The following is a 24,570-nucleotide window of genomic DNA, read 5'->3' on the forward strand; positions in this document are numbered from 1 at the left end:
GCATTGCGCAGGCCTTTTCGTTTGCAGCGAACGCTCATTCGCTTCAGCTACTTCTGCACCACCTCGGGCATCGCGCCGGGCTGGCTGGCCGCTTTCTCCATGTGGGCAAAATCACTCAGGCCTTTCGGCGCGTAGGGGTCGCCGATCAAGCGGGGCCGTGCCTTGAAGTCCAGGCTGACCAGGCTTTTCGTGGTGTCGAGTTCATCAAAGCTCAAACCCGCCAGTTGCGCCCACGTGTGGATCAGGTTCGAACTGGTGTAAGGCCGATCGTGGATGCTCTCGAAATTCCAGTCATGGGTCTGCTTCCACTTCGGCGAGGCGTAGGCAATGAAGGGCACGGTGTACATCGGGATGGTCGGCTTGTTCTCGTTGCGGCCCAGGGTGTTGCGGCCTGGCGAGTCATAGACGTCTTCGCCGTGATCCGAGAGGTACAGCAGGAAGCCGTTCGGGTCGGCCTTGCCGTACTCCTTGATCAGGCTGGACACCACGAAATCGTTGTACAGCACCGCGTTGTCGTAGCTGTTGTAGAACTCCAGCTTGCTGTCATCAATGTCCGCCGGCACGCCGTCACGTCCGCTGAATTTCGCGAACTCCTCCGGGAAACGGTACTGGTAGGCCATGTGCGTACCGAGCAAATGCACCACGATCAACTTGCGCGGCGCGGCGTCAGTCAGGGCCTTGGCGAACGGCGCCAGCACGTCGCCGTCGTACTGGCGGGCGTTCTGATTACGGTTGTTGTTCAGATAGACCTGCTCGTCAGCCTGCTCGGAGAAGGTGGTGAGCATGGTGTTGCGCTTGGTCATCGTCTGCTGGTTGGTGATCCAGAAGGTCTTGTAACCCGCCTGTTTCATCACGCTGACGATTGATGGCGTCTTCAGGTAAAGGTCAGGGTTCTCTTCGTCGGCGAAGGTCAGTACCTGCTGCAGGGCCTCGATGGTGTAAGGCCGTGGCGTGATGACGTTGTTGAACACCTGCAGCTGATCCTTCATGGCGTCCAGGTTCGGTGTGGTCTGGCGCGGGTAGCCATAGAGGTGCATCCGGCCGCGGTTGGTCGACTCGCCGATCACCAGCACCAGAGTGGTCGGCAGGTTGGCCTGCTGGTCCTTGAGGTTTTTCAGCGGCGCGATGTTGTTGCTGCTGGTCAGCATGTCCTGCATGCCGTCCAGTTGCTGGGTGTAACGGTGGTAGGCAACGATCATCTGCCATGGCACCGCCGGCTCGATGCGTGATTCAAAGGCTTCCAGTGCGGTCGATGCTTCGTCGAACCGCGCGAACTGTTTGGCGAGCGGGTAGCCAATGATGCCGATCAACAGCGCCGCTGCAACGGCGTAGGCGCGCGGGCGCGGCATGTACACCGGACGCAGGCGTGTCCACAGGAAAATCGCAAAAGCGGTGTGGGCGATGAACGCCAGTACGATCCACCACGCAAAGTACTGTGTCATGTACTCGCCGGCTTCAGAAATGTTCGATTCGAACATGATGAAGATGACGCTCTGGGAAAACTCCTGCTGATAAATGAAGAAGTAACCCAGGCTCGCCATGGAGCAGGCCCACAGAATCACGCCGATGACGGCGGCCATGACGCGGGTCTTGCGGGGAAACAGCAACATGGGCGCGAGCCAGATGCCGCTGATGACGAATGCCTGGCGGAAGCCGGCAAAACCGGTGATGCCGGTGAGCTGGATAAGCAGCTGGGTGATACCGGAGAAGTACCAGAAAAACACAAACATCCAGATCACGCCGGCCCAGTCGAACCCTTTCGGAGTCGCAGTGCTCCGTTTCATCGTTGCCATCAGGCGCTCCGCTACAGACTTTTTCAGGCGACGAAACATCGCCCGAATTCATTCAGGTGCCAGCAATTGGCCAGCAACCTATACGTTGAGGGTCGGGATTATGTTTTCAGGCGAGTGAAAATTTTGTCAGGGGAGGGTGGTGAGACGGGAAAAAGCTGCTACAAACGCGCACGACAGAGCGGGGCGGGGAACGTAACAGCGTGTGTCGGGTCCGACGAAGGTCGAAATGCGTGCCAGGTGTGCGGCACTATAAAGACACAAGCAAGGAATCGAACGATGCGCCGGCAAGCCTGCAAATCGGGCTTGCCTGGTAATGCGTGGCGAAGGAGCGTCGCGGGTCAGGCGTGCAGGGCCGTGCCGCTGCCGATGAGCTGGGCGTGCTGCAGCATCGAAGTCAGCTGGGCGACTTTGTTCTGCAATACGGCGCGTTCTTCCCTGAGCTGGCGCAGCTCGTCACGACGGATGGTGACGTAAAGGGTCTGTGGAGCATTGGCTGTCATTACTGTGCCCATTGCACACCTCGCAAATGGCGGGTTCAACTTCATAAGGTTCAAGCAAGGACGTCTGCTACTCGGCATGTCCTGCTCACTACCTCTATCGGCCGGGATTCTGATTTCTTTTGCGTAAAAAAGGAACTTTTTTATTTATGATTGTCGCGAACGTTTCTTGATCGCGAAAACCTGCTCCATAGGGCAGTCTTGCAGACCTCTGCGAACCTGCACATGAAACTTTTTTCACCGGGAAACCATAGTTTGCCTCCCCGGACTAACCCACTATGCGGCACTGGGCTATAAACTGAGGCACCTCTGAATTTGATTAAGGAGCACCTCTACATGCAACTCGGGATTGTTGGACTAGGCCGCATGGGCGGCAACATCGCACGTCGACTGATGCTCAATGGCCACACGACTGTGGTCTATGATCGCGATGAGAAGTCTCGCACCACGCTTGCCAACGAAGGTTCGACACCAGCCCACGACCTCGCGTCACTGGTCGCTGCCCTGGGAAAACCGCGAGCCGTCTGGGTGATGTTGCCTGCTGGCGCTCCAACCGAAGACACCATCAACGAGCTGGCGTCTTTGCTCGATGCCGACGACGTGATCATTGACGGCGGCAACACCTTCTACAAGGATGACGTCCGTCGCTCCCTCGCGTTGAAAGACAAAAATCTGCACTACGTCGATGTCGGCACCTCCGGCGGCGTCTGGGGTCTGGAACGCGGCTACTGCATGATGATCGGCGGCGAAACCGACGTCGTCACGCGCCTCGACCCGATCTTCAAGACCCTGGCCCCGGGCATCGGCGAGATCCCGCGCACCAAAGATCGTTCCAAAGACGCCGATCCGCGCGCCGAGCACGGTTACATCCACGCCGGCCCGCCGGGCGCCGGGCACTTCGTCAAGATGATTCACAACGGCATCGAGTACGGCATGATGCAGGCCTTCGCCGAAGGCTTCGACATCCTCAAGACCAAGAATTCGGACAACCTCCCGGCTGAACAGCGCTTTGACCTGAACCTGGGCGACATCGCCGAAGTCTGGCGTCGCGGCAGCGTGGTGTCCTCCTGGCTGCTGGACCTGACCGCCGATGCGCTGGCCACCGACCCACAGCTCAACGCCTATTCCGGCTCCGTGGCCGACAGCGGTGAAGGCCGATGGACCATTGAAGCGGCCATGGAACAGGCGGTACCGGTTCCGGTCTTGTCCACCTCGCTGTTCGCCCGCTTCCGCTCCCGTCAACAAAGCACGTACGGCGACAAAATGCTGTCCGCCATGCGTTTCGGATTCGGTGGTCATAAGGAACCAAAATAATGGGTCTGTCCCGCAGCAAGCAGAATGCGCCGGTCGCTCCGGCGACCACGCTGTTTCTCTTCGGCGCCCATGGTGATCTGGTCAAACGGCTGCTGATGCCGGCCCTCTACAACCTGTTTCGCGACGGGTTGGTGGGGGAGGACCTGCACATCGTCGGCGTTGACCACAACACCGTCAGCGATGCCGATTTTGCCAAAAAGCTCGAGGATTTCATTCGTCAGGAGGCGGCCCGCAAGGTCGCTCAGGGCGGCGAAGAGCCTCTGGATCCGGCGCTGTGGGGCAGCCTCTCGAAGCGAATCACCTACATCACCGGTGATTTCCTCGACGACTCCACGTATGCCGACATCGACGCAAAGATCAAGAGCACGGGCACCCGCAACGCCGTGTTCTACCTCGCGACCGCGCCGCGCTTCTTCAGTGAAGTGACCCAGCGTCTGGGCTCTTCCGGGCTGATGGTCGAAGACGACGAGAGCTTCCGTCGCGTGGTGATCGAGAAGCCGTTCGGCCACGACCTGCCCAGCGCCGTGGCGCTGAACAACTGCTTGCTGAAAGTCATGAGCGAAAAGCAGATCTACCGGATCGACCATTATCTGGGCAAGGAAACGGTGCAGAACATTCTGGTCAGCCGTTTCTCCAACGGTCTGTTCGAGTCGTTCTGGAACAACCATTACATTGACCACGTGCAAATCACCGCGGCCGAAACCGTGGGCGTTGAAACCCGTGGCAGCTTTTATGAAACCACTGGCGCGCTGCGGGACATGGTGCCCAATCACCTGTTCCAGCTGCTGGCGATGGTGGCAATGGAACCGCCCGCTGCTTTCGGCGCGGATGCCGTGCGCGGCGAGAAGGCCAAGGTGGTCGGCGCGATCCGGCCCTGGTCGGAAATGGAAGCGCTGGCCAACTCGGTGCGCGGTCAGTATTCCGAGAGCAGCATCGATGGCAAGGCGGTCACCGGGTACCGCGAGGAAGACCGTGTCGATCCCGAGAGCAACACCGAAACCTACGTCGCGCTCAAGGTGATGATCGACAACTGGCGCTGGATGGGCGTGCCGTTCTACCTGCGCACCGGCAAGCGCATGAGCGTGCGCGACACCGAGATCGCCATCTGCTTCAAGCCGGCGCCCTACGCGCAGTTCCGTGACACCGATGTCGACAGCGTCGCGCCGAATTTCCTGAAAATCCAGATCCAGCCTGACGAAGGCATGTGGTTTGATCTGCAGGCGAAAAAGCCCGGTCCGACCCTGGACATGCAGACCATCGAGCTGGGTTTTGCCTACAAGGACTTCTTCGAGATGCAGCCGTCGACCGGGTACGAAACCCTGATCTACGACTGCCTGACCGGCGACCAGACCCTGTTCCAGCGCGCCGATAACATCGAGAACGGCTGGCGTGCCGTGCAACCGTTCATTGATGCCTGGGCCAAGGATCCGCAAGTGGACCTCTACCACGCAGGCGAGGACGGGCCCTCGGAGGCCGATGAGTTGCTGGCCCGTGACGGTCGCACATGGCAGCGTCTGGGATGAGTGAGGTCTCGCAACCCCTCATCCAGTTCATGTTGTCCGACATCGACGGCACGCTGCTGCACCCCGATCACAGCCTCAGCCAGGCCAATATCGACGCGGTGCGCAAACTGCAGGAGGCCGGGATTCATTTCTCGGTCGCCAGCAGCCGTCCGCCACGGGCCATGCGTCAACAGATCGAGGCCCTTGGCATCAAACTGCCGACCGTGGCGTTCAACGGCGCCAACATCATCAATCCGGACGGCAGCCTGTTGAAGGCTCACCGCATCCCTGCCACCGCGGCGCGTACCAGCCTTGAGCTGTTCGCCAGCGAAGCGGTGGCGGTCTGGGTGTTTGCGGATGACCAGTGGCTGCTGCTCAATCCCGAAGGGTATTACGTGGAGCATGAGCGCAACACGCTGGGCTATGACTTCGTTCAGGTCGACAGCTTCGACGACTACCTGGACCGCATCGACAAGATCGTCGCGGCGAGCAAGGACTTCGAGCTGCTCAAGCGCCTTGAGGTCCAACTCAACCCGCTGATTGCCAAGTCCGCACTGGCAGCGCGTTCGCAATCCTACTACCTGGACGTCACCGCGCTGGACGCTAACAAGGGCACAGCCCTTGAGACGCTGGCCGATGCGTTGGGGGTGCCGCTGTCCCACACGGCAGTGATCGGTGATGCGGGCAACGACGTGGCGATGTTCCTGCGCGCCGGGCTGTCGATCGCGATGGGGCAGGCCGAAGTCGGCGTCAAGACTCAGGCCAATTACGTCACCGACAGCAATGCCGATGACGGGTTGGCCAAGGCCATCGAGCGATACATCCTGCCTCGATAATCGGGGCAGCGGTTGCGCTGCTGCTCACGGGTATCGCCACTCGAGGGCGCGGCGGACAACAAGAATAAAGTGCTCACCAAGAGGGATAACCGCCCGATGGCTGTGTTGATTGAAGACTACGCGCTGCTCGGCAACTGTCGGACCGCAGCGCTGGTGGCCCGCGACGGGTCGCTGGACTGGCTGTGTTTCCCGCGCTTTGATGCGCCCGCCTGTTTTGCCGCGCTACTGGGCGACAGCAACAACGGGCGCTGGAAGCTGGCCCCGGTGGACGGCAGTGCGCAATCACGCCGTCGCTATCGGGACGGCACACTGATTCTCGAAACCCTTTTCACTACCGACACCGGACAGGCGCTGCTTATCGATTTCATGCCCATGGAAATCGACAGCAGCGTGGTCCGGATCGTCGTTGGCGTGGAAGGGCGTGTGGATTTTTCTATGGATCTGGCGATTCGCTTCGACTACGGCAGCACCGTGCCGTGGGTCGAGAAACGCGAGCCGCACACCATGACCGCCGTTGCAGGACCGGACATGCTGGTGCTGCGCACGCCCGCCGAACTGCACCCGATGGACCATCACACCGAGAGTTTCTTCAGCGTTGAAGCCGGCCAGCGCCTGGGTTTTGCGCTGTCCTGGCAGGTCTCCCACGAGCCGGTCCGCGCGGGCTTTGATGTCGACTCGGCGCTGCAACAGACCGAAAGGTTCTGGCGTGATTTTTCCGACCGTTGTCCCGATGTCGGTCCCTGGACGGATCAGGTCAAGCGCTCGCTGATCACCCTCAAAGCCATGACCTACGCGCCAACCGGCGGGATTGTCGCGGCGGTGACCACCTCGTTACCGGAGCAACTGGGCGGCGAACGCAATTGGGATTACCGCTTCTGCTGGCTGCGCGATGCGACCATGACCTTGCTGGCGTTCATGAACCTCGGTTACTTCGAAGAAGCGACCGCGTGGCGCAACTGGTTGCTGCGCTCCATCGCCGGCAATCCGGAGCAGGTGCAAATCATGTATGGCCTGGCGGGCGAGCGGCGCTTGCTGGAGTATGAGTTGCCCTGGCTGGCCGGTTACGAGCAGTCACGTCCCGTGCGGATTGGCAATGGCGCGGCCAGTCAGGTGCAGCTTGACGTGTACGGCGAAGTGGCCGACGCCATGACCCAGGCACTCAAAAACGGTTTGCCGGCGTTACCGCGCAGCACGGAAATCCAGAAAGTGATCATGCCGTTTCTGGAAAAGGTCTGGCACCAGCCGGACGCCGGCATCTGGGAAATCCGCTCGGCACCGCGGCATTTCACCCATTCCAAAGTCATGGCGTGGGTGTCGTTCGATCGTAATGCCGGTGTGCTTGCGCACAGCGAGAACCCTGAAGACCGCAAGCGGGGACGGCATTATCGGGCGGTCGCCGATGAGATACACGCCGACGTCTGCGCCAACGGTTACGACGCCGCGCTGGGCAGCTTCGTGCAGACCTATGGCGGCCAGGAAATGGACGCCAGTCTCCTGCAGATCGCGCTGACCGGCTTCCTCCCCATCGACGACCCCCGCGTCACCGGCACCGTCACACGGATTGAACAGTCGCTGATGAAGGACGGCCTGCTGCTGCGCTACGACAGCGAACGCAGCACCGATAGCGTGTCGGGCAGCGAAGGGACCTTCCTGGTCTGTTCGTTCTGGCTGGCTGACGTCTACGTGCTCCAAGGCCGCGACGAAGAAGCCCAACTCCTCTTCGAACGCCTGTGCAGCCTGTGCAACGACGTCGGCCTCCTCGCCGAACAATACGACCCCCAGCAAAACCGCATGCTCGGCAACTTCCCCCAGGCCTTCAGCCACATCGGCATCATCAACACCGCCCTGAACCTTCACCGCGTCATCTGCCCCGTAAAAAGCCGCGCGGCCACACCGTCCTAGCGGGACCGGCCTCAGCCGGGAAGGCGTCAGGTATCACACCGCTGGATTGAGAGTGCCCACACCGGCCTCTTCCCGGCTCAAGCCGGTCCTACCAAGAATTCGTGCAGCCAGCTGGATCGGCCTCAGCCTGAGATGGACGCGGAGCGTCCGAGGATGCATACCCACGCGGAGCGTGGGCACGATCAACATCTTCACCGAGTCGTCTGCCCCGTCAAGAGCCGCGCGGCCACACCGTCATAGCGGAAATGGCATCAGCGGGGAAGGCGTCGGAATCACACCGCTGGATTGAGAGTGCCCACACCGGCCTCTTCCCGGCTAAAGCCGGTCCCACTAAAAAAGCAGCGCGTGCAGTCATTGAGATTGGCGGCGCACTCTGTGGGACCGGCTTCAGCCGGGAAGCTGTTGATCTGCTTTTGATGTTGATCTTCAAACACATAACGCCCAGGCGACGACAATCGCGACTTGGGTGCAGGCTGAACGCAGGTCTCGCGCAGTGGGCCGAGCCGCATGGATGCGGCGAGAGCGCCGTCAGGGCATGGATGCCCGTTCGGCGCGGGCCCACGGAGCGGGGCCGGAGTGAAGGAACCCTGAGGAACGAAGGGCCCAACCGAGAGCAGGCACTTTTGCTTACTTTTGGTGCTTTTCAAAAGTAAGTCGCCGAAGGCGAAACAGTCTGCCCCCAGGCAGACGCCCTTGATCTTGATCTGTAGACGTAAACCCCAATCACCGCGCCTTGCGAAACGTAAAGTTAATCCGCTGCTCCCCCAATTGCGGATGCTCCGCCTGCCGAACCGGCATCACCCCATGAAAGCGCAGACGATCAACCCCGCCCCACACCACCACATCCCCATGAAACAACGGCACCCGCTCGGTCGGATCACTGCGCTGATGCCCGCCAAACAAAAACATCGCCGGCAACCCCAGCGACACCGACACCACCGGCCACTCCAAACCGCGTTCATCCTTATCCTGATGAAGCGACATCTTGGCCCCGGGAATGTAACGATTGATCAGGCACGCATCCGGCACAAAGGCCGCAAACCCCGCCTCTGAAGCGGCCGCCACCGCCAGCTCCAGAAACACGTCGGGCATCGCCGGCCACGGCTGACCTGTAAGAGGATCGTTCGGAGAATATTGATAGCCACTGCGATCAGTGGTCCACCCGAACTCCCCGCAACTGCTCAACGCCACCGACATCGTGTAACCGCCGGGCGTGACCATGTTGCGGAACGGCGCCTGAGTCAGAACCGACTCCAGCGCAGGCAGTAAACGCTTGATAAAGGGCAGGGCGAAGCCACGGAACACGAACGACTCCGGCCCGATCTGCTCCCGTGAGGGCGCTTGCGGGGTATCCTCCGCGAACAGATCGAACGTGGCCGGCGTCGTGCCTTTGCGCTGCATCACCATGGGCTTCCCCGGTTCAGATTTCGCTTACAGGGCCTTGCTGACCTTCACATCGCTGATGATATCGGCGCTGTCACCGTGCATCTTCTGCAGAGCCGCCAACGCCTCATCGGCGGAAGGCGACTGCAACAGGGCGAATTCAAAACGACGCTCGCCGTTGAGCTTGTAGCTGATGGCGTATTTGACGACGGGGGCAGGGGTGCTCACATTTGACTCCTTGGAAACGCTGACCGGATGACCGCGAAAAAAACACGAAGCTTTCACGCCAGCCGGTGTTCAATGGCGCATCAGCTCAGACGCGAGGACGAGCGGCGGACGATTTTGATCGAATGGGTGAAGGCAGTCTTGCGCCCGCCATGGCTGTCGAGTTTGCGGCCGGCGGTGTCGATGGTGATGTTCCAGAAGCCGGTGCTGGGCACCGCGATCTTGGCAGGGAAACGATCAAATGCGCCCCCGTGGTAGGTGTGACGGCCGCCGTTTTTGAAGCTGCGGAAGTTGGCATCACTCATCAGGCGTATGTTGCAAAGCTGGGAGCACTCGATGACGACCATGTCGTCTTCGTTGAGATGCTCGCGCTGGTGAACGAATTTCATGGGTGTCTCCGGAGACAGCGTTCTCGAAAACCCGAAACGATAGCACGGCGAGCCTGAGCATTGATCATCACGGCGGGTTTAATTAAACAAGGACTCGCTTTATCGACGCGGCCTTGACAGCCAGCCTGGCAGTTAAAAAAGCTGACGCGCGGGATTTAATCCGGATCAGGCTTGTCGTAAGCACCTTTACTGGAGGGATTGTATGAAACTGGCGGTTGTTATTCTGGCACTGGCGATGACCGGTTGCGCCACAGTCACGGACATCGAACACACCCCGGCAACCATGAGCGTCATGTCCGGCAAGTCGCCGAAAGATTATGCCGCGTGCTTTGTCGGACGTATCTCTGACAGCCGCAAGCCGCCGCAGATCGAGCCCCACAAAGAGGGCTTGCGCATCATCGTTCCACAGAAGTTGCTGACCAGTGACCCTGCTGCCATCGTCGACATCGAGACCCGCTCCAGCGGCAGCTCTATCAAGCTGTTCGAGCGCTTGTCGAATAACCCGCTGCGGCCCAAAGACGTGCAGCACGCCGTGACGGCCTGTATCTCGGGCGAGTGATGCGGTGGCGGGGCGGATCAAGCGTGACGCGTTTCAACGGTTAGACGGGTGAGGCGTTATTTGCAGACCACCAGCACCGTGCGGTTTTTATAGTTGCCGACATCGACACCCAGGGTTTTGTCATCTTCCTTGGGTTGCGGCGTGCCGTTGGTGCTGACGATGTTGTAACCGGTGCCCGCGCAGGAAGCGTCAGCCTTTTCGTAGCAGGCGGCCCAGGACATGGCTTCGCCGGAGCAGTCGATGCTCAACGCCTGCTTGCCGTCTTTGAGGTAGGTGTTCTGCGCAGTCGCGCAGCCGGTCAGGGCCAGTACAGCAATGACGGATAAGATCTTGATCATGGTGGAATGCTTCGCAATGAGGGCCGGTGTGGGAATTGCTAGTCTGAGACTGAAAGGCTGTGCCATCGTTCCGGCATCACCGTAGATTTTTTGCAGGCCTCCTGCGGCCACATTCGAGGCCGAAGCCGCGCAAGAAAGGCCTCGGCCGCACTCCATTGCAGAGCGGGCCGGGGCCGCCTGATCAGTCCTTCTTGTCAGCCCGACGACGCGGGGCTGGCGTGTCCTCAAACACGGCGGCGACTTCAATGGCGCTGCTCTCGCTGGAGAACGGGCCTGCCACGGCTTCACCGTCGTGGCCTACCAGCCACCATTGGCCGTCCTGGAGCTTTTTGATCTGGTACCCGTTAACGCTTTTGACTTCAGACATCGACTCGTCTCGATAGATAATTCAGGCGCCCATGATAATCGGCAAATGCCAAAGGGCAATCGCACAATTTCCCACGGGCGATGGCGAACAGGGCTACGCTTGCGAAGGTCACCGAACGGCGGTTACGCGGCGCGGGATGCCCTCGTACGAAGGACAGCATGGAATTCCAACAATCAGTGGGTGAAGCGTGGCGAGAGATCGGTGTGCTGAGCGATTTGCGCAGCCATTTGCGGAACTATCCGCGTCAGCGTTCCTCTACCTAGGCAGCGAACGGCCAGTAGCGGCATTGTAAGGTTATCGCCGCCTCATTAGACTGCGCCGCAACACCCCCAGCTCATCAAGGATTTATATGATCAAGAAATGCTTGTTCCCTGCAGCCGGTTACGGCACTCGCTTTTTGCCAGCGACCAAGGCCATGCCCAAAGAGATGCTGGCAGTTGTCAACAAGCCGCTGATCCAATACGGCGTGGAAGAAGCACTGGCTGCGGGTTTGAACCAAATTTCCATCGTCACCGGCCGCGGCAAGCGCGCGCTGGAAGACCATTTCGATATCAGCTACGAGCTGGAGCACCAGATCAAGGGCACCGACAAGGAAAAGTACCTGGTCGGTATCCGCAGGCTGATCGAAGAGTGCAGCTTTTCCTACACTCGCCAGACCGAAATGAAAGGTCTGGGTCACGCGATTCTGAGCGGTCGTCCGCTGATCGGTAACGAGGCATTTGCCGTGGTGTTGGCGGATGACCTGTGCGTAAACCTGGATGGCGACGGCGTTCTGGCGCAGATGGTCAAACTGCACCAGCAGTACAAGTGCTCGATCGTTGCGATTCAGGAAGTCGACCCGAACGAGACCAACAAGTACGGCGTGATCGCTGGCGAAGAAATCAAGCCAGGCCTGTTCCGCGTCACTGACATGGTCGAGAAGCCGGCGCCTGACGTTGCTCCGTCCAACCTCGCCATCATCGGTCGTTACATCCTGACCCCGGACATTTTCGAGAAGATCGAAAACACTGAGCCAGGCAAAGGCGGCGAAATCCAGATCACCGACGCCCTGATGAAGCAAGCGGCTGAAGGCAACGTGCTGGCCTACAAATTCCAGGGCAAGCGCTTCGACTGCGGTGGCGCTGAAGGCTACGTTGAAGCCACCAATTTCTGCTTCGAGCACTTCTACAAGACCGGCAAATCGACTCAGTGATGCATCTGTATCGGTAGTCAGCGTTTAGCTGTGCTGTCAGACAAAGCCACCTTCGGGTGGCTTTGTCGTTTCTGTCCTACGGAACTTGCCGAGCGCGCTCAAGCGGTTATGCTAACGCCTCGCTTAGGAGATCCACATGAGTTACGACTTTGACCTTTTTGTAATTGGCGCAGGCTCGGCCGGCGTCCGGGCGGCGCGGTTTTCCGCCGGTTTCGGTGCGCGCGTGGCCGTGGCCGAGAGCCGTTATCTGGGGGGCACGTGTGTCAATGTCGGTTGCGTACCGAAGAAGCTGATGGTCTACGGCGCGCACTATTCCGAAGACTTCGAACAGGCGAAAGGGTATGGCTGGAGCAGTGGCGAGGCGCATTTTGACTGGCCCACCCTGATCGCCAACAAGAACCGGGAAATCAGCCGCCTCAATGGCGTCTACCGCAAGTTGCTGGACAGCAGCGGCGTCACGTTGATGGAAGGCCACGCGCGCCTGCGCGGCCCACACGAAGTCGAAATCAACGGCCAGGTTCACACCGCTGAACACATCATGATCGCCACCGGTGGCTGGCCTCAGGTGCCGGAGATTCCGGGCCGTGAGCACGCCATCACCTCCAACGAAGTGTTCTTCCTCGAACAGATGCCCAAGCGCGTCGTCGTGGTCGGCGGCGGCTACATCGCAGTCGAGTTCGCCTCGATCTTCAACGGCCTGGGCGCTGACGTCTCGCTGATGTACCGCGGCGAGTTGTTCCTGCGCGGCTTCGACGAAAGCGTGCGCACCCATCTGCATGAAGAACTCGCCAAGCGCGAGATGGACATTCGCTTCAAGACCGAAATCAACAGCATCGAGAAGCTGGCCGACGGCACCTTGCAACTGAGCCTGAATGACGGCAGCAGTTTCAATACCGATTGCGTGTTCTACGCCACCGGACGCCGTCCGATGCTGGACAACCTGGGCATGGACACCGTCAACGTCGAGCTGGATGACAAGGGCTTCATCAAGGTCAACGGTGACTACCAGAGTACCGAGCCTTCGATCATCGCCGTCGGCGACATCATAGGTCGCGTGCAGTTGACGCCGGTGGCCCTCGCCGAAGGCATGGCCGTCGCGCGGCGTCTGTTCAAACCCGAGCAGTACCGCCCCGTGGATTACCGCCACATTCCCACTGCCGTGTTCAGCCTGCCGAACATCGGCACGGTGGGCCTCACCGAGGCCGAAGCCATGAAGGACGGGTATGAGGTGCAGGTATTCGAAAGCAAGTTCCGGCCAATGAAGCTGTCGTTGACCGACAACCAGGAGCGCACCCTGATGAAGCTGGTGGTCGACGCCAAAACCGATCGCGTGCTGGGTTGCCACATGGTTGGCCCGGACGCCGGCGAGATCATCCAGAGCCTGGCGATCGCACTCAAGGCCGGCGCCACCAAGCAGATTTTTGACGACACCATTGGCGTGCATCCTACGGCGGCGGAAGAATTCGTCACCATGCGCACGCCGGCGCGCTAAGCCTTTCGCAGCACGCGTCATTCAACATCGCACACAGCACAACGCACACGTGAACGGTCCGGCCTCCATGGAGGGAGCTGGACGAGCCATTGTTTTTAGGGACGGACCCACTCTTTGACCAGCACGAGTTTTTCGGCAGCCATGCCCTTGAATCCAGCAGGACCTGACGACCAGGCGCTTTCCAGAACCGAAGCGCTCGAAGAAAGTGAGCGGCAGTTTCGCAGCCTCGCCGACAACATGAGTCAGTTGGCCTGGATCGCCGATCCCGCCGGGCGCATCCATTGGTACAACGAGCGCTGGTACAGCTACACAGGTACCTCTCACGAGGCGATGATGGCGCTGGGCTGGCGATCACTGCATCACCCTGACCATGGCCAGCGCGTCGAGTCGCGTCTGAAGCGCTGCTTCGCCACCGGCTCGTTGTGGGAAGACACCTTTCCCCTGCGAGGCAAGGACGGCCAGTACCGCTGGTTCCTCTCCCGTGCGTTGCCGATCCGCGATGAGCGCGGCAGCATCATCCATTGGCTGAGCACGAGCACGGACATCACGGCGCAGGTCAGTGCCGAAGACGCGCTGCGCGAGCTGAACGAGAGCCTTGAGCAGCGCGTCGCTGCGCGCACTCGTGAACTGGCTGAAAGCAATCAGCGCCTGCAGGTCGAAATCAGTGAGCGCGCCCAGGCCGAAGAGGCGCTGCGCCATGCGCAGAAGATGGATGCTATCGGCCAGTTGACCGGTGGCATTGCCCACGACTTCAACAACATGCTGACCGGGGTGCTCGGCGCGCTGGATCTGATTCAACGTCGGGTGGCGGCAGGGCGAGTGTCGGAAATCGATCGCTACATCGAGGCCGCGATGAGTTCCGCCAACCGCGCCGCGTCGCTCACCCATCGCCTGCTCGCGTTCGCCCGTCGCCAGTCGCTCAATCAATGCCCCGTCGACGTCAACCACATGGTCATGTCCATGGATGAACTGGTGCGCCGCACCATCGGTGAAAGCATCGAGCTGGAAGTCGATCTGCACGCGACGTCGTGCCTGACCAACACCGATGAGCATCAGCTCGAAAACGCTTTGCTCAACCTGGTCATCAATGCCCGCGACGCGATGCCCGACGGCGGCCGGCTGCTGATCCAGACCGAACTCACCCACATCCCGTTGTTGCAGGACGCTCTGGCGCCGGGCGACTACGTTCGCCTTCGGGTGCAGGACACCGGGCTGGGCATGTCCAGCGAAGTGATTGCGCGAGCGTTCGATCCGTTTTTCACCACCAAGCCGATCGGGCAGGGCACCGGCCTGGGTCTGTCGATGGTGTATGGCTTCATCAACCAGACCGGGGGGCGCGTCAGCATTACCAGCGAAGAAGGGCGCGGCACGCGAATCGATTTGCTGCTGCCCTGTCATCACGATGCGGCGGAGCAGGCGCCTGCCGTCGATCGCAGCATCGAGCCGCTGCGCGCCAGTCAGGGCGAGCGGGTCCTTGTGGTCGAAGACGAGCCCGATGTGCGCATGCTGGTGGTGGATGTGTTGAAGGACCTGGGCTATCGCGTCCAGGTGGCCTGCGACAGCCATGAAGCGCTGCTGGTCCTGCAGGGCGCCGAGCCGGTCGATTTGCTGGTGACGGATGTTGGGCTGCCGGGTTTGAATGGCCGCCAGTTGGCAGAAGTCGCCCGCCAGCATCGCCCCGGGCTGAAGGTATTGTTCATGACCGGTTATGCGCGCGAAGCACAAGTGCGCGGCGACTTTCTCGACGATGGCATGGAGTTGCTCACCAAGCCGTTCAGCATCGACGAACTTGCCCGGCGAGTGAGTCGGCTGATCGAGACCCCCTGACCGCGCTCACAACGTCTTCTATTAATAATCCGCGTTTATAGTCAAAACCAATCGTTAGCATGAGCTTTGCCAATGAGTTCTTGCCGACGATTTTGCGTAGTATCCTCCCCATCGAATTTGCAGCACCTATTTTCACAACCCTCAGGAGATTCACCGATGCCTATCATCAACAGCCAAGTCAAACCGTTCAAAGCAACCGCTTACAAGAACGGCAACTTCGTAGAAGTGTCGGACGCCGACCTGAAAGGCAAATGGTCTGTGGTGTTCTTCTACCCGGCTGACTTCACCTTCGTTTGCCCGACCGAGCTGGAAGACCTGGCCGACAACTACGCTGCCTTCCAGCAGCTGGGCGTCGAGATCTACAGCGTTTCCACCGACACCCACTTTGCCCACGCTGCCTGGCACAACACTTCGCCAGCCATTGGCAAAATCCAGTACACCATGATCGGCGACCCGACGCTGACCATCTCCCGCAACTTCGACGTACTGATCGAAGAAGCAGGTCTGGCTGACCGTGGCACTTTCGTGATCAACCCGGAAGGCGAAATCAAAATCGTCGAACTGAACGATGGCGGTGTTGGCCGTGACGCTTCCGAGCTGCTGCGCAAAATCAAGGCCGCTCAGTACGTTGCTGCACACCCGGGCGAAGTCTGCCCAGCCAAGTGGAAAGAAGGCGAGGCCACTCTGGCTCCTTCCCTGGACCTGGTTGGCAAGATCTAAGTCGTCATGACCGGATCGGGGGCTATGAGCCCATAGGCACGTAAACCGCATCGCCCCCAAAAAACGCCCGGGCGGTTATCGCTCGGGCGTTTTTTTTTGTAGAACTCGCTGGATTCTGAACAGGATCCGGACCCTGAAAGTGAAGAAGGAAGCCGAACCATGTTGGACGCCAATCTTAAAGCTCAGTTGAAATCTTACCTGGAGCGGATCACTCGCCCGATCGAGATCATTGCGTCCCTTGATGACGGCGCAAAATCTCAGGAAATGCTGGCCCTGCTCAATGACATCGTCAGCAGCTCCGACAAGATCACCCTGGACACCAATGGCAGCGATGCACGCACGCCGTCCTTCGCCCTGAACAGCCCGGGCCAGGACATCAAGCTGCGCTTTGCCGGCTTGCCAATGGGTCACGAATTCACCTCCCTGGTATTGGCGCTGCTGCAAGTCGGCGGCTACCCGTCCAAATCCTCCGAGGAAACCATCGAGCAGGCCCGCAGCCTGACCGGTGAGTTCAAGTTTGAAACCTACTTCTCGCTGACCTGCCAGAACTGCCCCGACGTGGTCCAGGCGTTGAATCTGCTGGCCGTGCTCAACCCGAACGTGCAGCACGTCGCCATCGAAGGCAGCCTGTTTCAGCAAGAAGTCACCGACCGCCAGATCATGTCCGTGCCTAGCATCTACCTGAACGGCGAGCTGTTCGGCCAGGGCCGCATGAACCTGGAAGAGATTCTGGCGAAGATTGACACCAGCGCCGGTGATCGTCAGGCCGAGAAGCTCAATGGCAAAGAAGCGTTCGACGTGCTTGTCGTCGGCGGTGGCCCGGCCGGTTCAGCCGCAGCGATCTACGCTGCCCGCAAAGGTATCCGCACCGCGGTGGCGGCCGAGCGTTTTGGCGGCCAGGTACTGGACACCATGGCGATCGAGAACTTCATCTCGATGCAGCACACCGAAGGGCCAAAGCTGGTGGTTGCGCTCGAAGAGCACGTCAAGCAGTACGAAGTCGACGTGATCAACCTGCAGCGCGGCGAGCAATTGATTCCGGGCAAGAACGGCGAGCTGCACCAAGTCAAGTTCGCCAGCGGCGGCGTGCTCAAAGGCAAGACCGTGATCCTGGCGACCGGCGCACGCTGGCGTGAAATGAACGTCCCGGGCGAGCAGCAATACCGCAACAAGGGCGTGGCGTACTGCCCGCACTGTGACGGTCCGCTGTTCAAAGGCAAGCGCGTCGCGGTGATCGGCGGCGGCAACTCCGGTGTGGAAGCGGCGATCGACCTGGCCGGTATCGTGTCCCACGTGACCCTGCTTGAATTCGACGCCAACCTGCGCGCCGATGCGGTCCTTCAACGCAAGCTGCACAGCCTGCCCAACGTGACGGTCTTGACCAGCGCGTTGACCAGCGAAGTGACCGGCGACGGCCAGAAGGTCAACGGCCTGCGCTACAAGAACCGCCTCACCGGTGAAGAAATCACCGTAGAGCTGGAAGGCATCTTCGTGCAGATCGGCCTGCTGCCGAACACCGAATGGCTCAAGGGCACCGTCGAGCTGTCGCCACGGGGTGAGATCATCATCGATCAGCGCGGCGAGACGTCCATCCCGGGCATTTTCGCTGCCGGTGACGTGACCACCGTGCCGTACAAGCAGATCGTGATCGCGGTCGGCGAGGGCGCCAAAGCGTCGCTCAGCGCCTTTGACCACCTGATCCGCACCAGCGCCCCGGCGTGATGGTTTATTAGAGGCGGCTTCAGCCGGGAAGGCGTCGGTTGCCACATTGCAAAAATGATGGCGTACACACCGGCCTCTTCCCGGCTAAAGCCGGTCCCACTAAAGGCATCCCGTGCTTTCAGTGGGATCGGGTGTACGCCGACTCGTGGGACCGGCTTTAGCCGGGAAGGCGTCGGTTGCGACACTGGAAATTGATGGGGTACACACCAGCCTCTTCCCGGCTGAAGCCGGTCCCACTAAAAAAGACAAAAAAACCTCATGAGCGATCATGAGGTTTTTTTTGGGTCTGTCACTTATGCGTTCATGACATCTCTGCCTTCTAGGGGCGGGCCTCCGTGCTATTCTCGCGCCCGTTTTTATTCACTGCCGTGGAAACCCCGTGAAATTCATCCATCAACGCGAACACCTGAATGAAGGCGACATCGTGGTGATCGAGTCCTCGAACGCCTGCAACATCCGCCTCATGAGTGACGCCAACTTCCGCAGCTTCAAGAACGGCGGTCGGCACACTTATCACGGCGGCGCCTTCGACCGCTTTCCGGCGAAAATCGTCGTGCCCAGCACCGGCTTCTGGAACATCACCCTCGACACGATCACGCAGCGGGCAATCAGCGTGACGCGCAAGCCCAACCTCAAACACTCGATCAAGATCGTGCGCCGGACAGGCTCAAAACTTCAGCACTGAGCTCTTGATGCACGCATCTTCAGCGGCGCGAATCAGGCCCGCCATTGCAGCGGGCCCGGGACGTGTGGTCAGAGTTTCGGCAGCTGACCGATGCGGCCCATCATTTCGGTGACAATCTGCAGGTCCAGCAGGAACTGCTCGGTGGTCTTGAACTCGGCGTCGGTGTGACCGGTGTATTTGACGTCGGGTTTGGCCAGACCGAACTGCACCCCGTTCGGCAGCTCATGCACTGACGTGGCGCCGGCGGACGTGCCGAACTTGTGCTCCATGCCCAGGTTCTCGGTCGCGACGGCCAGCAGCGCCTTGACCCACTCGCCCTCGGGATTGCGGTACATCGGCTCGGCGATCGAGTAATCAAAGCCCGGCGTGATGTGGCTCTGCTGGGTCCAGGCCGTCAGCTTCTGAGCGATTTCCGCCTTTAGCGCTTCCGGTGTTTTGCCCCTTGGCACGCGCAGGTTGACCGCCAGCTTGAAGGCTTTGTCGTCCATCGCCACGTAGGTCAGCGAGGCCGTCAGCGGGCCCATGAACTCATCGCTGAAGCCAACGCCCAGTTTGGCGCCCAGGTAATCCAGGCCCCAGTTGTCAGCGGCGTAGCGGGCGGCGTCGGTAATCGCGTTGTGCTTGAGCGCGACTTTGCCGTCCAGGCCGTTGATGAAATCGAGCATCCGCGCCACCGGGTTAACTCCTGATTCAGGCTCGGAGGAGTGGGCCGAGACGCCGGTGACCGTCAGCTTGACGTCCTTGCCCGCGACTTCTGCGTCGACCTTGAAGTTGCCACCGTTTCGCTGGACGTACTCGGCGCCGGCTTTCTGCAACTCGGCTGCCAGTTCAGCGGGGTGGTCGCTGACCAGCGTCACGACTGATTTTGACGGGATCTGGTTGGTCGCCATGCCGCCGGTCATCGAGGTGATTTCCGCGCCAGTGCCTTCGGCGGTGCGACGGGGGAAGCTGGCCATGACCGTGCCGTAGCCTTTCTCTGCGATGACCACCGGGTAGCTGCCGTCGAGCGCCAGGTTGTAGGCCGGCGTCGGGTTGCGCTCGAAGTAGTAGGGAATGGCGTCACCGGAGGTTTCTTCAGTGGTGTCGATCAGCAGCTTGAAGTTGCGCGCCAGGGGCAGCTTTTCTTCCTTGATCACCTTCATCGCGTACAGCGCGACGACGATGCCGTTCTTGTCATCCTCGGTGCCGCGCCCGTACATGCGGTCGCCGATCAGGGTCACTTTGAATGGATCGAGGCGAGTGCCGTCGGCCAGCACCCAGTTTTCCGGGGTGACCGGCACGACGTCGGCGTGGGCGTGAATCCCCACCACCTCAGGGCTTGAGCCCTCAAGCGAGACTTCATACACGCGATTGTCGATGTTGCGGAAGGTCAGGTCGAACGACTGGGCGAGGGTTTTGATTTTCTCGGCAATCTTGATGAACGCCGGGTTGTCGTGCTGCGCGACGCCAGCGGTCTGGAACGTCGGGATGGCGACCAGTTCGCGCAGGGTTTCGGTGGCGGCGCTGCCGTACTTCACCCGCGCGTAAATGCCCAGCAGGCGATGGATATCGTTCTGCTCATCGGCTGAAAGCTTCTTGTTGGCGAGGAAAGCGTTGATCGCCGGTTCGATGCCCGCAGCCTTGGCCACGTCGGTGGTGCTGACGGTCTTGAGGAACTGGCGGAAATCCGTAACGGCGTTTTCCTTGAAACTGCCGACAATCGTGCCGCTCTGTTGCGCGGTGAGAGTGGCGAAAGCGGCGGGTGCGAAAGAGGATACGCCGGCCAGCATCAGTGCGGCGGCGATTTGCTTGAGCGAAAAGTCCATTGGGTGGGGCATTCCTTGGCAGGCATGTTGAGAGAAATGTCTGATCGTTCGATCAGAAACCACCGCACGCTACCATCGCCGGTGGAGCAGGGGGAGCCCTCAGTCGGATATCTGTCGCCTTGACGGGTAAAAGCGGCGCACAACCATAAATCACTCAGGCTGTTGAATGGCCTGAAAAAATAGGTGCGAATTGGCCTCACCCGTCTGACATTACCAGCTACGCTGATGGCGCAGCGCGACGGCATGGTGTTGATGTACATGGTTTTCCGTAGCCGCAAACCATTAAGGTCTTACCTCTAAGGAAATCCATGAAACTGCGTCAATACGCTGACCGGACGCTGTGTGCGTTGCTGGTCCTGATGAGTGTGGGCATTTGCCAGGGGGCAGAGCAGCAGCGCGTAAACATTGGCTCGGTGAACATGACCGGCGGCAAGATATCGCGCTGTGACCTGGGTTATCGCACCTACGGCACCCTGGCAGAAGATCGCAATAACGTCGTGCTGGTGACCACCTGGCTGGCCGGACGGACGTCCGACCAGGCCGATATGATCGGCCCGGGCAAGTTGGTCGACACCAATCGCTGGTACGTGGTGGCGATGGACGCCATCGGCAACGGCGTGTCGTGCTCGCCGTCCAACAGTCCGATTGCGCCACGCCTGAAGTTTCCGCAGTTCGGCATCCGCGACATGGTCAAGGCGCAACATCGCTTGCTCGCCATGTACCTGGGCATCGACCACGCCCATGCCATCGTTGGCATTTCCATGGGTGGCATGCAGGCCCTGCAATGGGCGGTGATGTACCCGGATTTTGCCAGCAAAGTGGTGACCATCGTCGGCACGCCTCACCCAACCGAACGCGATTTGCAGGCCTGGCATGCAGAACTGGCCGCCATCGAACGCGCGCCTGGCTGGAACGATGGCAACTATGCGCCCGGCACGGCGTTCAAGCAGCTCACGGCGGTCCACAACGGTTATCTGTGGACGCCGGAGCGTGCTGCAGCCAAGCCTGTGGGGAACAAACCTGCGCCTGGCGGCAGTGTTTCTGCCTCAACAGGTGGCCAGGCGTTCAGTACGGTCGACTGGTACCGGCAATTGCAGGCGATGACGTCCTTTGATCTGTTGCGTCAGGGCGATATGGCCGCGCTGGCCGGGAAGATCAAGGCGCAGCTGTTAGTCATCACGTCAGAGCAGGACCGCATGGTAGACCCGGCCCCTTCCAAGGCGCTGGCCGCTCAAAAGCGCGCGCAGTTGCTGGTGCTCAACAGCGATTGCGGGCACATGGCGCCGGCGTGTGAGGCGGACAAGGTGAATGAGGCGGTGAAGGCGTTCCTTAAATAAGACGACGGCCTCGGCTTGTCGGCGGTGCGCTGGCCAGTATGGCAAGCCGGCGGCGAGAATCTGCCGCAGACGGCAAGCAGTGTCGATTACGCGGCCCGTCACGGCTAGACGCGTGGCCTGCAGGCCGCTGCTGGCGGGCCTTCCAGCTGGGTAAGGCGTTATGGCATCGGTTTTGCTGCTGTCGGGGTACATCGGACAACCTGAACAGGAGGTGAAAGATGTTAATCGGCAACAGTGCCATCCAGCAGTTCGTGTCGAAGGCGGTGAGCCACACCCATTTCGCCACGGCGGACTCGGATGCCTACACCAGCGCCATGGCCGGCGCTGCCACACCCGTGGCGGCGATTGCGAGCAATGGTGAAGGCGCGGCGCAAAGCAGCAATGACGGCAAGCAGGGCTACGACGAGTCGTTTGCCAAAATGATGGTGAACCTGAAAGCGGCGGCGGCCAACACGGCGTCGTCGGTGACGGATGATGACAAGGCGGCAGCCGCTGCGGCGTTTCTGTCCAGCGCTGACAAGCAGGTCGCGTCGTCTGATAGCGTCAGCAAGACCGTCTCCGATGAACTGGCGGCCAGCGATGGCACGGCGGGTTCTGACGGCGCGGGTTCGGTGAAGGATCAGTTTCTGTCCTACATGAACCAGACCGACGCGGAGAAGGTGCGGCAGCGATTGACGGGGGTCAGCAAGGAGGAATACGACGCCATGACGCCGCAGGAGCAGGCAGCGGTGGACAAGCAGGTGACTGAGCTGCAGAAGCAGAAGACGGATCAGCAGGTGGCTGAGCAGGAGGTGAAGACCAGGATCGCCATGGCAAAGGCGGAAATGGCCTAACGGCAGAGGGTTCGTAAGATCAAGGGCGTCTGCCTGAGGGCAGACGTTTCGCCTTCGGCGAGTTACTTGGAAAAGCACCCCAAGTAACCAAGGGTGCCTGCTCCTGGTTGGGCTCCTCCTTCGTCGGAGTACCCTCACTCCGGTCCCGCTCCGTGGGCCCGCGCCGAACGGACATCCATGTCCTGACGGCGCTCTCGCCGCATCCATGCGGCTCGACCCACTCCGCGAGACCTCCGTTCAGCCTGCACCCAAGTCGCGTTTGGCGGTGTTTGAACATTTTGCGTAGGAAGATCAAAAGCAAATCAAGAGCAGATCAAAGGCGGATCAAAGGCAGATCGAGGTCGGGTTAAGCGCTAAGGACGTGCGGGAGTGAGCTTGCTCACGAAGGGGCGGGTACATCCATCTGATATCTGGTGTTCTGGATAAAGCATTCGCGAGCAAGCTCGCTCCCACAGGGACGGGGGGCTATCAGCAAAAATGTCGGCGCCTGAGCTGGCCTCTTCCCGGCTAAAGCCGGTCCCACTAAAAAGCACACCGCGTACCGTCAATGGCACCGGCTCCGACTGTAGGACCGGCTTTAGCCGGGAAGCTTTTGCTGTTGATCTTCTACGCGATAGCCCAGACACCGCCAATCGCGACTTTGGTGCAGGCTGAACGCAGGTCTCGCTCCGTGGGCCGAGCGGCATGGATGCCGCGAGAGCCGCCCCCCGCCATGGATGGCGGATGGCGGCGGGCCCACGGAGCGGGACCGGAGTGAAGGAACCCCGAGGCACGAGGGGCCCAACCAGGAGCAAGCACCCTTGGTTACTTGGGGTGCTTTTCCAAGTAACTCGCCGAAGGCGAAACAGTCTGCCCCCAGGCAGACGCTGTTGATCTTGATCTTGATCTCGATCTGAAAAGGACCAGACGCCTAGACCACCTCCGCCCGATAGGGCAAATCCGGCCCCTCACGCGTACAGGTCACCGCTGCCGCCGCCACCGCAAACTCCAGCATCTTCGTAAGCGTCTCGCGATCTACCCCCGCCAAAGCAGACGGCACATCCAGACCCCGCTCCGTCAGAAACGCAATCAACGCCGCCTGAAACGTATCCCCGGCCCCCACCGTATCAACCGTCTCCACCTTGCGCGCCGCCACCGACCACGTGCCCAGCGCCCGCGTAAACACCGTGGCGCCCTGACGACCGCGGGTCATGATCACCCACTGACAATTGTCCTTCAGCCAACCCTCGGCCACCGCCGCCGCATCCATCTGCGGATACAACAGCTCCAGATCCTCATCACTGACCTTGATGATGTGCGCATGCTCGGCAAACTTCGCCACCTGACCGCGCCACAGCTCGATGCTCGGCGCCGGATTCAGGCGCACGTTGGGATCGAACGTAATCAGCCGCTTGCCGCTTTCGCGCCGGACCAGCGTCAGCAGCGCATCGGCGATCGGCTGCACCACCAGCGAAAATGAACCCACATGCAAGCCGCGCACGCTGTCGTCCAGCGTCGGCAGATGCTCGACGCTCAGCATTCGGTCCGCGCAGCCTTCACCGCGAAAGCTGTACTGCGGCGAGCCGTCCGCGCCTACGGCGACCATCGACAGCGTCGTCGGCGCGTCCACATGCACCAGAAAGTCCTCGCGCACGCCTTCTTCCGCCAATACCGTCATCAGACGCTTGCCCAGGTAATCGCTGGAAATCCCGGCGAAGAACCCGGCATCGACGCCTAGCCTGCGCAGCCCCACCGCGACGTTGAATGGCGAACCACCGGCGATGGCTTGATAACCCACTTTGTTGCTTTGTCCGCTGTCCGGCTGACAGAAAAAATCAAACAGTGCTTCGCCACAGACCAGATACATAGTTGC

Annotated in this window: 21 protein-coding genes and 1 pseudogene; 13 read left to right on the forward strand and 9 right to left on the reverse strand. The window is 60.4% G+C overall.

Annotated elements, in window-relative coordinates; translation table 11 throughout:
• Positions 1–47: 47 nt before the first annotated feature.
• Both AC3ISG_RS10190 and AC3ISG_RS10195 read right to left on the reverse strand, forming a co-directional pair.
• Positions 48–1,793, reverse strand: coding sequence for a phosphoethanolamine transferase CptA (locus AC3ISG_RS10190; RefSeq protein ID WP_489299165.1), 1,746 nt, complete (start codon positions 1,791–1,793; stop codon positions 48–50).
• Between the two features lie 338 nt (positions 1,794–2,131).
• On the reverse strand, positions 2,132–2,305 hold the full coding sequence (locus AC3ISG_RS10195; protein ID WP_122624856.1) for a DUF6026 family protein: 174 nt from the start codon (positions 2,303–2,305) through the stop codon (positions 2,132–2,134).
• 321 nt (positions 2,306–2,626) lie between these two features.
• Here AC3ISG_RS10195 and gnd point away from each other — a divergent pair, with 321 nt between their 5' ends.
• From gnd to AC3ISG_RS10215, 4 genes are all read left to right on the forward strand, one after another.
• On the forward strand, positions 2,627–3,604 hold the full coding sequence (gnd, locus tag AC3ISG_RS10200; RefSeq protein ID WP_489299166.1) for a phosphogluconate dehydrogenase (NAD(+)-dependent, decarboxylating): 978 nt from the start codon (positions 2,627–2,629) through the stop codon (positions 3,602–3,604).
• Entirely contained in the window at positions 3,604–5,127 is a 1,524-nt protein-coding gene (gene zwf / locus AC3ISG_RS10205; RefSeq protein WP_489299167.1) for a glucose-6-phosphate dehydrogenase, read from the forward strand. The genes gnd and zwf overlap by 1 nt, the downstream gene beginning before the upstream one ends.
• Positions 5,124–5,942, forward strand: coding sequence for an HAD family hydrolase (locus AC3ISG_RS10210; RefSeq protein WP_489299168.1), 819 nt, complete (start codon positions 5,124–5,126; stop codon positions 5,940–5,942). The genes zwf and AC3ISG_RS10210 overlap by 4 nt, the downstream gene beginning before the upstream one ends.
• Positions 5,943–6,038: 96 nt before the next feature.
• Positions 6,039–7,844 carry a glycoside hydrolase family 15 protein gene (locus AC3ISG_RS10215; protein ID WP_489299169.1) on the forward strand — a complete coding sequence of 602 codons (1,806 nt, stop codon included), beginning with the start codon at positions 6,039–6,041 and terminating at the stop codon, positions 7,842–7,844.
• Positions 7,845–8,567: 723 nt separating this feature from the next.
• Here AC3ISG_RS10215 and alkB read toward each other — a convergent pair.
• The 3 genes from alkB to AC3ISG_RS10230 form a co-directional block, all read right to left on the reverse strand.
• Positions 8,568–9,251, reverse strand: coding sequence for a DNA oxidative demethylase AlkB (gene alkB, locus AC3ISG_RS10220; RefSeq protein WP_163023040.1), 684 nt, complete (start codon positions 9,249–9,251; stop codon positions 8,568–8,570).
• 24 nt (positions 9,252–9,275) lie between these two features.
• Entirely contained in the window at positions 9,276–9,455 is a 180-nt protein-coding gene (locus AC3ISG_RS10225; RefSeq protein WP_122534635.1) for a hypothetical protein, read from the reverse strand.
• An 80-nt stretch (positions 9,456–9,535) separates the two neighbouring features.
• Positions 9,536–9,841: a DUF1883 domain-containing protein gene (locus AC3ISG_RS10230; RefSeq protein WP_037010615.1), complete on the reverse strand. Its 306-nt coding sequence runs from the start codon at positions 9,839–9,841 to the stop codon at positions 9,536–9,538.
• A gap of 202 nt (positions 9,842–10,043) precedes the next feature.
• Here AC3ISG_RS10230 and AC3ISG_RS10235 point away from each other — a divergent pair, with 202 nt between their 5' ends.
• Positions 10,044–10,400: a hypothetical protein gene (locus AC3ISG_RS10235; RefSeq protein WP_122534636.1), complete on the forward strand. Its 357-nt coding sequence runs from the start codon at positions 10,044–10,046 to the stop codon at positions 10,398–10,400.
• A 56-nt stretch (positions 10,401–10,456) separates the two neighbouring features.
• On the opposite strand, the gene AC3ISG_RS10240 is transcribed toward AC3ISG_RS10235, so the two are convergent.
• Entirely contained in the window at positions 10,457–10,738 is a 282-nt protein-coding gene (locus AC3ISG_RS10240; protein WP_065987192.1) for a hypothetical protein, read from the reverse strand.
• Positions 10,739–10,919: 181 nt separating this feature from the next.
• Entirely contained in the window at positions 10,920–11,105 is a 186-nt protein-coding gene (locus AC3ISG_RS10245) for a hypothetical protein (protein ID WP_065987194.1), read from the reverse strand.
• A gap of 349 nt (positions 11,106–11,454) precedes the next feature.
• On the opposite strand from AC3ISG_RS10245, the gene galU reads away from it, so the two are divergent.
• The 6 genes and pseudogenes from galU to AC3ISG_RS10275 all read left to right on the forward strand — a co-directional run bounded on the left by galU (position 11,455) and on the right by AC3ISG_RS10275 (position 18,743).
• Positions 11,455–12,297: a UTP--glucose-1-phosphate uridylyltransferase GalU gene (gene galU / locus AC3ISG_RS10250; RefSeq protein WP_489299170.1), complete on the forward strand. Its 843-nt coding sequence runs from the start codon at positions 11,455–11,457 to the stop codon at positions 12,295–12,297.
• Positions 12,298–12,433: 136 nt separating this feature from the next.
• Entirely contained in the window at positions 12,434–13,789 is a 1,356-nt protein-coding gene (gorA, locus tag AC3ISG_RS10255; RefSeq protein ID WP_122624850.1) for a glutathione-disulfide reductase, read from the forward strand.
• Between the two features lie 168 nt (positions 13,790–13,957).
• Positions 13,958–15,616 (forward strand): annotated as a pseudogene (locus tag AC3ISG_RS10260) (hybrid sensor histidine kinase/response regulator); the annotation flags it as partial.
• A 156-nt stretch (positions 15,617–15,772) separates the two neighbouring features.
• Positions 15,773–16,336, forward strand: coding sequence for an alkyl hydroperoxide reductase subunit C (ahpC, locus tag AC3ISG_RS10265; protein WP_122534640.1), 564 nt, complete (start codon positions 15,773–15,775; stop codon positions 16,334–16,336).
• Positions 16,337–16,495: 159 nt separating this feature from the next.
• Positions 16,496–18,058: an alkyl hydroperoxide reductase subunit F gene (gene ahpF / locus AC3ISG_RS10270; protein WP_122534641.1), complete on the forward strand. Its 1,563-nt coding sequence runs from the start codon at positions 16,496–16,498 to the stop codon at positions 18,056–18,058.
• Positions 18,059–18,437: 379 nt separating this feature from the next.
• A complete protein-coding gene (locus tag AC3ISG_RS10275) occupies positions 18,438–18,743 on the forward strand; it encodes a DUF1883 domain-containing protein (protein WP_489299171.1) in 306 nt (101 codons plus the stop codon).
• A 68-nt stretch (positions 18,744–18,811) separates the two neighbouring features.
• Here the strand turns inward: AC3ISG_RS10275 and AC3ISG_RS10280 are convergent, their stop codons facing one another.
• Positions 18,812–20,548: a dipeptidase gene (locus AC3ISG_RS10280; RefSeq protein ID WP_489299172.1), complete on the reverse strand. Its 1,737-nt coding sequence runs from the start codon at positions 20,546–20,548 to the stop codon at positions 18,812–18,814.
• A 308-nt stretch (positions 20,549–20,856) separates the two neighbouring features.
• On the opposite strand from AC3ISG_RS10280, the gene AC3ISG_RS10285 reads away from it, so the two are divergent.
• Positions 20,857–21,885 (forward strand): alpha/beta fold hydrolase, encoded by a 1,029-nt coding sequence (locus tag AC3ISG_RS10285; protein WP_489299173.1) that lies wholly within the window; start codon positions 20,857–20,859, stop codon positions 21,883–21,885.
• Between the two features lie 218 nt (positions 21,886–22,103).
• A complete protein-coding gene (locus AC3ISG_RS10290) occupies positions 22,104–22,718 on the forward strand; it encodes a hypothetical protein (RefSeq protein ID WP_489299174.1) in 615 nt (204 codons plus the stop codon).
• 910 nt (positions 22,719–23,628) lie between these two features.
• Here AC3ISG_RS10290 and AC3ISG_RS10295 read toward each other — a convergent pair.
• On the reverse strand, positions 23,629–24,564 hold the full coding sequence (locus AC3ISG_RS10295) for a carbohydrate kinase family protein (protein ID WP_489299175.1): 936 nt from the start codon (positions 24,562–24,564) through the stop codon (positions 23,629–23,631).
• Positions 24,565–24,570: the final 6 nt, after the last annotated feature.

The sequence above is a fragment of the Pseudomonas sp. GL_135 genome, assembly GCF_057834665.1.

What these genes read in the sequence shown, in the direction of transcription:
- AC3ISG_RS10235 (WP_122534636.1), top strand. Translation starts at nt 10,044, where the DNA reads ATGAAACTGGCGGTTGTTATTCTGGCACTGGCGATGACCGGTTGCGCC.
- AC3ISG_RS10285 (WP_489299173.1), top strand. Translation starts at nt 20,857, where the DNA reads ATGAAACTGCGTCAATACGCTGACCGGACGCTGTGTGCGTTGCTGGTC.
- AC3ISG_RS10195 (WP_122624856.1), bottom strand. Translation starts at nt 2,305, where the DNA reads ATGGGCACAGTAATGACAGCCAATGCTCCACAGACCCTTTACGTCACC.
- galU (WP_489299170.1), top strand. Translation starts at nt 11,455, where the DNA reads ATGATCAAGAAATGCTTGTTCCCTGCAGCCGGTTACGGCACTCGCTTT.
- AC3ISG_RS10245 (WP_065987194.1), bottom strand. Translation starts at nt 11,105, where the DNA reads ATGTCTGAAGTCAAAAGCGTTAACGGGTACCAGATCAAAAAGCTCCAG.
- AC3ISG_RS10215 (WP_489299169.1), top strand. Translation starts at nt 6,039, where the DNA reads ATGGCTGTGTTGATTGAAGACTACGCGCTGCTCGGCAACTGTCGGACC.
- ahpC (WP_122534640.1), top strand. Translation starts at nt 15,773, where the DNA reads ATGCCTATCATCAACAGCCAAGTCAAACCGTTCAAAGCAACCGCTTAC.
- AC3ISG_RS10230 (WP_037010615.1), bottom strand. Translation starts at nt 9,841, where the DNA reads ATGAAATTCGTTCACCAGCGCGAGCATCTCAACGAAGACGACATGGTC.
- gnd (WP_489299166.1), top strand. Translation starts at nt 2,627, where the DNA reads ATGCAACTCGGGATTGTTGGACTAGGCCGCATGGGCGGCAACATCGCA.
- AC3ISG_RS10240 (WP_065987192.1), bottom strand. Translation starts at nt 10,738, where the DNA reads ATGATCAAGATCTTATCCGTCATTGCTGTACTGGCCCTGACCGGCTGC.
- AC3ISG_RS10280 (WP_489299172.1), bottom strand. Translation starts at nt 20,548, where the DNA reads ATGGACTTTTCGCTCAAGCAAATCGCCGCCGCACTGATGCTGGCCGGC.
- alkB (WP_163023040.1), bottom strand. Translation starts at nt 9,251, where the DNA reads ATGGTGATGCAGCGCAAAGGCACGACGCCGGCCACGTTCGATCTGTTC.
- AC3ISG_RS10190 (WP_489299165.1), bottom strand. Translation starts at nt 1,793, where the DNA reads ATGGCAACGATGAAACGGAGCACTGCGACTCCGAAAGGGTTCGACTGG.
- AC3ISG_RS10210 (WP_489299168.1), top strand. Translation starts at nt 5,124, where the DNA reads ATGAGTGAGGTCTCGCAACCCCTCATCCAGTTCATGTTGTCCGACATC.
- zwf (WP_489299167.1), top strand. Translation starts at nt 3,604, where the DNA reads ATGGGTCTGTCCCGCAGCAAGCAGAATGCGCCGGTCGCTCCGGCGACC.
- AC3ISG_RS10295 (WP_489299175.1), bottom strand. Translation starts at nt 24,564, where the DNA reads ATGTATCTGGTCTGTGGCGAAGCACTGTTTGATTTTTTCTGTCAGCCG.
- ahpF (WP_122534641.1), top strand. Translation starts at nt 16,496, where the DNA reads ATGTTGGACGCCAATCTTAAAGCTCAGTTGAAATCTTACCTGGAGCGG.
- AC3ISG_RS10290 (WP_489299174.1), top strand. Translation starts at nt 22,104, where the DNA reads ATGTTAATCGGCAACAGTGCCATCCAGCAGTTCGTGTCGAAGGCGGTG.
- gorA (WP_122624850.1), top strand. Translation starts at nt 12,434, where the DNA reads ATGAGTTACGACTTTGACCTTTTTGTAATTGGCGCAGGCTCGGCCGGC.